At 74.7% G+C, this 7,409-nt stretch carries 9 protein-coding genes; 5 read left to right on the top strand and 4 right to left on the bottom strand.

Features of this window, described 5'->3' with window-relative positions; genetic code table 11:
* The first annotated feature begins 85 nt into the window (after positions 1-85).
* From KBX39_RS17775 to KBX39_RS17765, 3 genes are read left to right on the top strand one after another with little or no spacing between them, the layout of a single operon-like run.
* Positions 86-1,090, top strand: a complete 1,005-nt coding sequence (locus tag KBX39_RS17775; protein WP_064445829.1) for a hypothetical protein — start codon at positions 86-88, stop codon at positions 1,088-1,090.
* On the top strand, positions 1,087-1,740 hold the full coding sequence (locus tag KBX39_RS17770) for a hypothetical protein (RefSeq protein WP_064445830.1): 654 nt from the start codon (positions 1,087-1,089) through the stop codon (positions 1,738-1,740). The genes KBX39_RS17775 and KBX39_RS17770 overlap by 4 nt, the downstream gene beginning before the upstream one ends.
* Positions 1,741-1,755: 15 nt before the next feature.
* Positions 1,756-2,658, top strand: coding sequence for an inositol monophosphatase family protein (locus tag KBX39_RS17765; protein WP_064445831.1), 903 nt, complete (start codon positions 1,756-1,758; stop codon positions 2,656-2,658).
* Positions 2,659-2,686: 28 nt separating this feature from the next.
* Here the strand turns inward: KBX39_RS17765 and KBX39_RS17760 are convergent, their stop codons facing one another.
* Entirely contained in the window at positions 2,687-3,451 is a 765-nt protein-coding gene (locus tag KBX39_RS17760) for an SDR family oxidoreductase (protein ID WP_210871602.1), read from the bottom strand.
* Positions 3,452-3,591: 140 nt separating this feature from the next.
* Here KBX39_RS17760 and sigJ point away from each other — a divergent pair, with 140 nt between their 5' ends.
* Positions 3,592-4,452, top strand: a complete 861-nt coding sequence (sigJ, locus tag KBX39_RS17755) for an RNA polymerase sigma factor SigJ (RefSeq protein ID WP_113972785.1) — start codon at positions 3,592-3,594, stop codon at positions 4,450-4,452.
* A 56-nt stretch (positions 4,453-4,508) separates the two neighbouring features.
* On the opposite strand, the gene KBX39_RS17750 is transcribed toward sigJ, so the two are convergent.
* From KBX39_RS17750 to KBX39_RS17740, 3 genes are read right to left on the bottom strand one after another with little or no spacing between them, the layout of a single operon-like run.
* On the bottom strand, positions 4,509-5,408 hold the full coding sequence (locus KBX39_RS17750; RefSeq protein ID WP_210871600.1) for a GNAT family N-acetyltransferase: 900 nt from the start codon (positions 5,406-5,408) through the stop codon (positions 4,509-4,511).
* Between the two features lie 55 nt (positions 5,409-5,463).
* Complete coding sequence (locus KBX39_RS17745) at positions 5,464-5,787, bottom strand: nuclear transport factor 2 family protein (protein ID WP_043323765.1); 324 nt, start codon at positions 5,785-5,787, stop codon at positions 5,464-5,466.
* Positions 5,788-5,797: 10 nt separating this feature from the next.
* A complete protein-coding gene (locus KBX39_RS17740) occupies positions 5,798-7,030 on the bottom strand; it encodes an SLC13 family permease (protein ID WP_210871598.1) in 1,233 nt (410 codons plus the stop codon).
* 108 nt (positions 7,031-7,138) lie between these two features.
* Here KBX39_RS17740 and KBX39_RS17735 point away from each other — a divergent pair.
* The coding region (locus KBX39_RS17735; protein ID WP_312247450.1) for a toll/interleukin-1 receptor domain-containing protein at positions 7,139-7,409 on the top strand (271 nt) is incomplete at its 3' end.

The raw sequence follows: 7,409 nt of genomic DNA, 5'->3' as shown, positions 1-7,409 counted from the left end.
CCCCCGCCGCCGGCCGGAAACAGGGTGTGATGGTGACATTGACAGCGGGCTATCATGGAGGTTCCGTCGTCGACCGGGGGATGTCATGACGCGCCTGCTCGCCTGGGTCGTGACCAACCTCGACGCGTTCATCGGTCTCGTCCTGGCCCTCACGGTCGCCGTGCTCGGCCTGACCAACGACGCGGTCAGCCAGGAGGTCGTCAACAGCGCGATCCTGCTGGTGCTGGGCCTGCTCGCGCAGGCGGTGCTGCGGGACCGGCTGCGCCGGCGCACCACCGAGCGGGAGATCCGCCAGGTCATCGTGGACACCCGCGACCGGCTCACCGAACTGGTGCCGCAGATGCGGGAGATCACCGGCCCCGAGGGCGCGCTGAACCGGGCCCGCGAGGCCATCGACAGCGTCTCCATGGTGCGGGTGCTGCACGGCAGCGAGGTCGGGCAGGCGCTCGCCGAGGCCCGGCGGCACACCGACCAGTGGAGCTTCAAGGGCGGCACCGGCACCTTCCTGCGCGCGGTCACGCTGCCGGACTGCCTGGAACACGCCCGGCGGCGCAACGCCACGCTCACCGTCGCCATCGAGATCATCGACCCGACCGACGAGGAGGTCTGCGAGCGGTACGCGCGGTTCCGGCGCAGCCTCGACCCGGACGCGCCGGGCGAGCCGTGGACCGTCGACCGCACCCGCAAGGAGTCGTACGCGACGGTGCTGGCCGCCTGCTGGCACCTGCAACGCTCCGGCCTGCTCACTGTCGACGTGCGGCTCTCCGCGCAGATGACCACGTTCCGCTACGACCTCTCCTCCTCCTGCGTCGTCGTCACCCAGGAGAACCCGCAGACGCCCGCGCTGCGCATCGACCGCGGCGAGGTCTACTACAACCGTTTCAACATCGAGCTGGACTACAGCCGCCGGCAGAGCCGGCGCGTGCCGATCGAGGCGGCGGCCCAGGTCAAGCTCGACGACGAGCCGTCGGTCGAGCAGGTACGGCGGTTGTTCACCGCCCTCGGCCTGACGCTGCCCCGGTCCTTCGGCGACCGCGAGGTCGCCGACATCATCGGCAAGGCCGTCCAGGCGAGGAACCCCTACTCATGACCAGTTACGCCGACCTCGAACGGGAGATCGACCGGGGCACCCGGCCGGAGCTCCTACGCGGCTGGGCGCTGGACGTGCTCGACGACGTCGCCGAGGGGCGGCGGTCGCTGCGCGCGGTCCGGCACCCGCTCGGCTTCACCTGCCTGCCAGTGGAACGCGACGGCCCGGACGGCGTCTGCGTGCACGCCTGGCCCGCCGACCCGCCGCCGGTGCGCCCGACCACCTCCACCATGCACTCGCACAGCTGGGACCTGCTCAGCCACGTGCTGCACGGCACCGTCCGCAACGAGCTGATCGAGGTCGACGACGCGCCGGCCGACCCGGCCTGGCGGGTCTACGAGGTGCGCAGCCTCGGCGAGGTGGACGAGATGGCCGCCACCGACCGGCTGGTCACCGCGATGACCGCCACTGTGGAGACGCACTCGGCCGGCGACTCGTACGCGCTGCGCGCCGGCGGCTTCCACACCTCGGAGGTCGACGCCGGTGAGCCGGCGGTGACAGTGGCGCTCGGCCGGACCACTCCCGGCGCGTGCGACCTCAGCCTCGGCGCGGTGGACGGGCGCAGCCACCGGGTACGCCGGGACCGATGCGACGCGGTGGAGACCGCGCGGATGGCGCGGCAGATCGCGCGACTGGTGGCACGGGGCTGACTGGCTGGAGGAGCCATGGACGTGGAGCCGAGCAGAGGCGGGCCCGACCTGCGCGAGGCGCACCGGTTCGCGGTGGAGGCCGCCCAGGCGGCGGGCCGGCTGCTGCGCCGGGGCACCCGGGGGGAGGTGCGCGCCCGGGCCAAGAACGACACCGGCGACCTCGTCACCGACCTCGACCTGGCCGCCGAGCGGCTGATCGTCGACCGGATCCGGGCCCGCTGGCCGGAGCACGGCGTGATCGCCGAGGAGGGCGGCGAGTACGCCCCGGACACCGCCTTCGCCTGGCTGGTCGACCCGCTCGACGGCACCAACAACGTGGCGATCGGACTGCCCGCGTACGTGGTCGGGATCGCCCTGTGCGACAACGGCTCGCCGGTGCTCGGCGTGGTCCACGACCCGGTCGCCGGCCGTACCTGGTCGGCGGTGCGCGGCCGGGGCGCGTTCGTGCACCCCTCCGGCCCGGCCGCCCGTCCGCTGCGCGCCGCGCACCGGCCGGTGCCGGCCGCGCCGGTGCTGGCCTGGACCCAGGGGCACGAGGTACGCCGGGACGACAGCACCGCCCGGGCGCTGAAGGTGGTGCTCGACACCACCGCGCGGCGGGTGCTGCAACTGTGGGCGCCGCTGCTGTCCTGGGTGATGCTGGCCCGCGGCGACATCGACGGCATCGTCGGCTACCGCCCCGAGGCGGTCGACCTGCCCGCCGGGATGCTGCTGGCCGCCGAGGCCGGCATGGCGGTACGCGCGCTCGACGGCGGCACGTTCGACGACCGGTACGGCTGCCCGGCGGACCGGCGCAGTTTCGTGGCCGGGCCGCCGGAGACCATCGACCGGCTGGTCAAGCTGGTCACCGCGGCACAGTGGATCGAGCCGCAGGTGCGCCGCCTCACCCCGGTCAGTCTCGGCTCGGTCGGCTGGTGAGACGCGATCCGCTGCAGACGAACCTGCGCTACCCCGGCCTTCGGTCGGCCAGGAAGTCGGTCCAGGTCCGCACGCCCCTCGCCGCACCGGGCCGGGCGAGGTTCGCGCCGTCCCGGTACGCCCGGCCCGCCCGCCCGGGGATGCGGACCGGCAGGCGTGCCCGGCGCTTCCCGGTGGCCGCCAGGTAGCCGGTCAGCAGCTCGCCGATGCCGTGGGTGTGCGGCCCGGCCAGGTCCGGCACCAGCCCGGCCGGTGCGCCCAGCGTCAGCTCGGCCAGCCGCGCCGCCACCTCGGCGGCGTCGACCGGCTCCAGCCGCAGCCCGCCCGGCACCGGCGTCACCGGCAGCCGGGTCATCGCCGTCAGCATGGTCAGCACCAGGTCGTGCACCTGCGCGGCGCGCAGCACCGTCCACGGGACGCCGGAGTCCGTCACCGCGCGCTCGGCGTCGAGCTTGGACCGGATCCAGGCCAGCGGCACCCGGTCGGCGCCGGTCACGGAGATGTGCACCAGGTGCGCCACACCGGCCCGGTGCGCGGCGCGGGCCAGGTGGGCGGTGGCGCAGTCGTCGCCCCTCGCGCCGCCGGCCAGGTGCAGCACCGTGGACACCCCGCGCAGCGCGGGGCCGAGGTCGGCGCCGGTGAGCAGGTCGGCGGTCACGTGGGTGACGCCGTCGCCGGACCGTCCGCCGCGCCGGCTGAGCACCCGCACCGGATGCCCGGCGGCGCGCAGCAGCGGTACGACGTGCCGGCCGATCGTGCCGGTGCCGCCGGTGACCAGGATCTGTGGGTTCATCGTCTTTCCCTCCGTCGCCTGTGCTGCCACGTCGACCCGCGCCGACCCGTCGACGTGACAGGTGTGACGGTGGTCACCTCCGGTCACCTCGGCCGGTTGTGGCGGGTCGGGACGACGTGCGGGAGAGGGAGGCTCAGGTGATGGACCACGGGCTGGCGGAACGGTTCGAGCGGGAGCGGCCGCGTCTGCGCGCTGTCGCGTACCGGCTGCTCGGCTCGCTCACCGACGCCGAGGACGCGGTGCAGGAGACCTGGCTGCGGCTGGCCCGTACCGACCCGGCCGCCGTGGACAACCTGGATGCCTGGCTCACCACAGTGGTCGCCCGGGTCAGCCTCAACGCGCTGCGGTCCCGCGCCGCCCGCCGGGAGGACCCCCTCGACGTACGCCTGCCCGACCCGGTGGTGGACGCCGACGACCCGGCGCATGCCGCGGTGCTCGCCGACTCGGTGGGGCTGGCGTTGCTCGTGGTGCTGGACACGCTGAGCCCGGCCGAGCGGCTCGCGTTCGTGCTGCACGACATGTTCGGGGTGCCGTTCGACGAGATCGGTCCGCTCGTCGACCGCTCACCGGCGGCGGCCCGGCAGCTCGCCAGCCGGGCCCGCCGCCGGGTACGCGGACAGGCGCCCACCCCCGATCCCGACCTCACCCGGCAGCGGGCGGTGGTCGACGCCTTCCTCGCCGCCGCCCGCGACGGCGACCTCGACGCGCTGATCGCGGTGCTGCACCCGGACGTGGTGCTGCGTTCCGACGCGGGGACCGCCCGCGCCCGCCACACGGTCGTGCTCACCGGCGCGACGACGGTGGCCGCGCAGGCCACCACGTTCGGGCGGCTGTTCCCGCACGCCCGGCCGGTGCTGGTCAACGGCGCCGCCGGGGTGCTGGTGAGCGCCGGGGACCGCCCGCTGTCGGTGATGGCGTTCACCGTCACCGGCGGACGGATCGCCGCCGTGGACGTGATCGCCGATCCGCGCCGGCTGGCCGCGCTCGGCCTCACCGGCTGACCCGGAGCCCGCTCGGTCGGCCGGGACCAGGTCGGCTCGGTCGGGACCAGGTCGGCTCAGTCGACCAGGGCCAGGTTGGCCATGTCGACCACCGGCCGGAAACCGAGGCCGGCGTAGAGCCGGTTCGACACCGGGTTGGCCTGGTCGGTGAACAGGCACACCCGCGCGCCCTCGGCCGTGAGCAGCCGGCTGACCTCGGCGACCGCGTTGCCGGCCCAGCCGCGTCCGCGCTGCTCGGGTGGCGTGTAGACCGGACCGACCCGGGCCACGCCGAACGACGGCGGGTTGGCGGCGGTCAGGTGCACCGGAGCGCCCGACCCGTCGGTCCAGAACCAGACCCGACCGTCCCGGATGCGGCGCAGCAGATCGGCGCGGTCGGGCGTCTCGTGGGCGCTCGTGCCGCGCGGGCGGCCCGCCTGCTCGTCGGCGTAGGCCATGAACGCGGCGAACCACGCGGCGACCAGGTCGACCTCGTCGGCGGTGGCCGTCCGCAACGCGCCCGGCGCCGGCGCGGGCGGCGTGAGCTGGTCGAGCACGTGCAGCCGGGTGTGCTGGGCGACAGCGACCCGGCCGCCGTCGAGCCGGGCGACCTCCTCGGCGCAGGCGCGCGCGGCGGGCAGCGCGCCGTTCACCGCGCGGACCCGCTCGCCGCGCCGGTGCCACGCGCGGGCCAGCGCCTCGGCGGCCTCCGGCGGCATCGGCAGCAGGAACGCCGGTCGCGGCGGGAACGGCGCGGTACGCATCGCGGCGCCCACCACCGCCCCGGAGGCGTCCCGCACCACCAGCCACCAGTCGTCCTCGGGCAGCGTCACGCCCTCGGCGCGGCGGGCCGCCATCCGGCGCGTGACGCTGGCGACGACGGTGCTCACCACCGGGTCGGCGGCCAGGTACGCCCCGGCGGCGGCGAGGAACTCCTCCGGGTCGGCGTAGAAGCGCAGGGTGGGATCGGCGGTCATGCGGGCACGGTAGTCACTGCCCGCGGCCGGGCCGTAGCGGTTTTCCCGCCCCGGCTCAGGGTGCGATGCGCAGTCGGCGGATGCGGGTGTCGTCGTACTCCTCGAACCGGAACCGCAGCCCGGCGAACGGGCTGCCGGGGAAGTCACCGCTGATCGTGGCGGTCACGACCGTCCCGGCGGGTGTCTGCTCGACGTCGGTGATCTCGTACGACACCAGCGGCGTGCCGTCGCGCCAGGCGCGGATCTCCCCGATCCCGCGGTGGGTGCGGCCCTCGTCCTCGACCACCGCGTCGTCGGCGAACAACGCGAGCCAGGGCTCCTTGTCGGCCTGGCCGGCGAGCGCGAAGTAGCGGCGGACGATCTCGGGCGGGTTGCTCATGGACGCGATGCTAGGCGCCGGGACCGACAAGAAGCGCCGTGACGGTGGCGGCGGTGGCCAGCACGGCGAGCGCGGCGCTGGTGACCACGAACCGGCCCAGCGGCACGGCCACCCCGGCGGCCCGGCAGCGCTCGTACCAGATCAGTGTCGCCAGCGACGCCCACGGCGTGGCCAGCGGGCCCACGTTCGTGCCGATCAGCAGCGCCAGCAACTGGGTGTGCCGGTCGGCCGCGATCACCGCCTCGCCGGCCAGGTACGCGGGCAGGTTGTTCACCGCGTTGCTGAACAGCGCGCCGACCGCGCCCGCCCGCAGCGCGCCCTCCGCGCCCGGGTCGGTGCCGATGAGCGTGCCCATCACGGAGTCCAGGCCGTACCGGCCGATGGTCTGCACCACCAGGAACAGCCCGGTCACGAAGACCAGCAGCCGCCACGGCACCAGCGCGAGCCGCAGCCGGTGCCGGGCCCGTACCGCGAAGCCGGCGACCAGGATCGCGGCGGCCACCCCGGAGGCGACGCCGATCTCCACCCCGGCGAGGATCCCGGCGACGAACAGCAGGCAGGCGGCGAGCGCGGTGCGGTAGAGCACCCGGTCCGGCGGCACGTACGGCGGCGGCGGGTCGAACGGGTCGGCCCCGGCGCGCGCCGGACGCCAGTACCACCACCACAGCAGCAGCGCGGTGACCGCCACGGCGACCAGTTGCGGCCACCACATCCGGGCCGCCCACGGCACCGGGTCCAGGTCGACCCGGTCGCTGGCCAGGATGTTCGTCAGGTTGGACACCGGCAGCAGCAGGCTGGCCGTGTTCGCCAGCCACACGGTGGTCATGGCCAGCGGTGTCGGCGGCACGTTCAGCGCCCGGGCCAGCGCGATCATCACCGGCGTGAGCAGCACCGCCGTGGTGTCCAGGTTGAGCGCGATGGTGGTCACCGAGGCGAAGCCGACGCAGAGCCAGAACAGGGCCCGGAAACTGCCCCGCGCGGTCACCGCCACCCGGGTCGCGAGCGCGTCGAACACCCCGGCCACAGCGGTCAGCTCGGCCAGCACCACCACCGTGCCGAGGAAGATCAGGATCGGGATGATCCGCCGCATCGTGCCCTCGGCGTCGGCGCGCGGCAGCAGCCCGGTGAGCACGCACACCAGCCCGACCGCGGCCAGGCCGATCGCGATCCAGTCCAGCACGTGCAGGCGGCCCCAGCGGGAACGGTCGGGCACGGCGTTCGGCGGATCGCCGGGGGTCTCCACGAGTGATGATCCTCGCACATGCGGGCGTGGCGGCAGGAGCCCGACGCGGGCCCGATCCGGGCTGCCGAGGGTGTCGATCTGTTGACCGTCGGTGGCCATAATGACCACGTGGCTGTAGGCGCGCACCCCACCCGGTCCGACCGCCCCATCGACTTCTTCATCAGTTACTCACCGGCCGACGAGCGCTGGGCGACGTGGCTGGCGTGGGAGTTCGAGGCGGCCGGCTACCGCACACTGTTGCAGGCGTGGGACTTCGTCGCCGGCACCAACTTCATCGACTTCATGGACCGTGGCGTCCGCGAGGCCGAGGTCGTGGTGGCGGTGCTGTCCGAACGCTACCTGCACTCCACGTACGGCAAGCTGGAGTGGCAGGCCGCGC

Source organism: Micromonospora sp. D75 (assembly GCF_018070405.1).
Classification (GTDB): domain Bacteria; phylum Actinomycetota; class Actinomycetes; order Mycobacteriales; family Micromonosporaceae; genus Micromonospora; species Micromonospora chalcea.
Note: the sequence above shows the minus strand (reverse complement) of the source record. Positions and strands in the feature narration are given on the sequence as shown.

What these genes read in the sequence shown, in the direction of transcription:
- KBX39_RS17775 (WP_064445829.1), top strand. Translation starts at nt 86, where the DNA reads ATGACGCGCCTGCTCGCCTGGGTCGTGACCAACCTCGACGCGTTCATC.
- KBX39_RS17770 (WP_064445830.1), top strand. Translation starts at nt 1,087, where the DNA reads ATGACCAGTTACGCCGACCTCGAACGGGAGATCGACCGGGGCACCCGG.
- KBX39_RS17760 (WP_210871602.1), bottom strand. Translation starts at nt 3,451, where the DNA reads ATGAACCCACAGATCCTGGTCACCGGCGGCACCGGCACGATCGGCCGG.
- KBX39_RS17750 (WP_210871600.1), bottom strand. Translation starts at nt 5,408, where the DNA reads ATGACCGCCGATCCCACCCTGCGCTTCTACGCCGACCCGGAGGAGTTC.
- KBX39_RS17765 (WP_064445831.1), top strand. Translation starts at nt 1,756, where the DNA reads ATGGACGTGGAGCCGAGCAGAGGCGGGCCCGACCTGCGCGAGGCGCAC.
- sigJ (WP_113972785.1), top strand. Translation starts at nt 3,592, where the DNA reads ATGGACCACGGGCTGGCGGAACGGTTCGAGCGGGAGCGGCCGCGTCTG.
- KBX39_RS17745 (WP_043323765.1), bottom strand. Translation starts at nt 5,787, where the DNA reads ATGAGCAACCCGCCCGAGATCGTCCGCCGCTACTTCGCGCTCGCCGGC.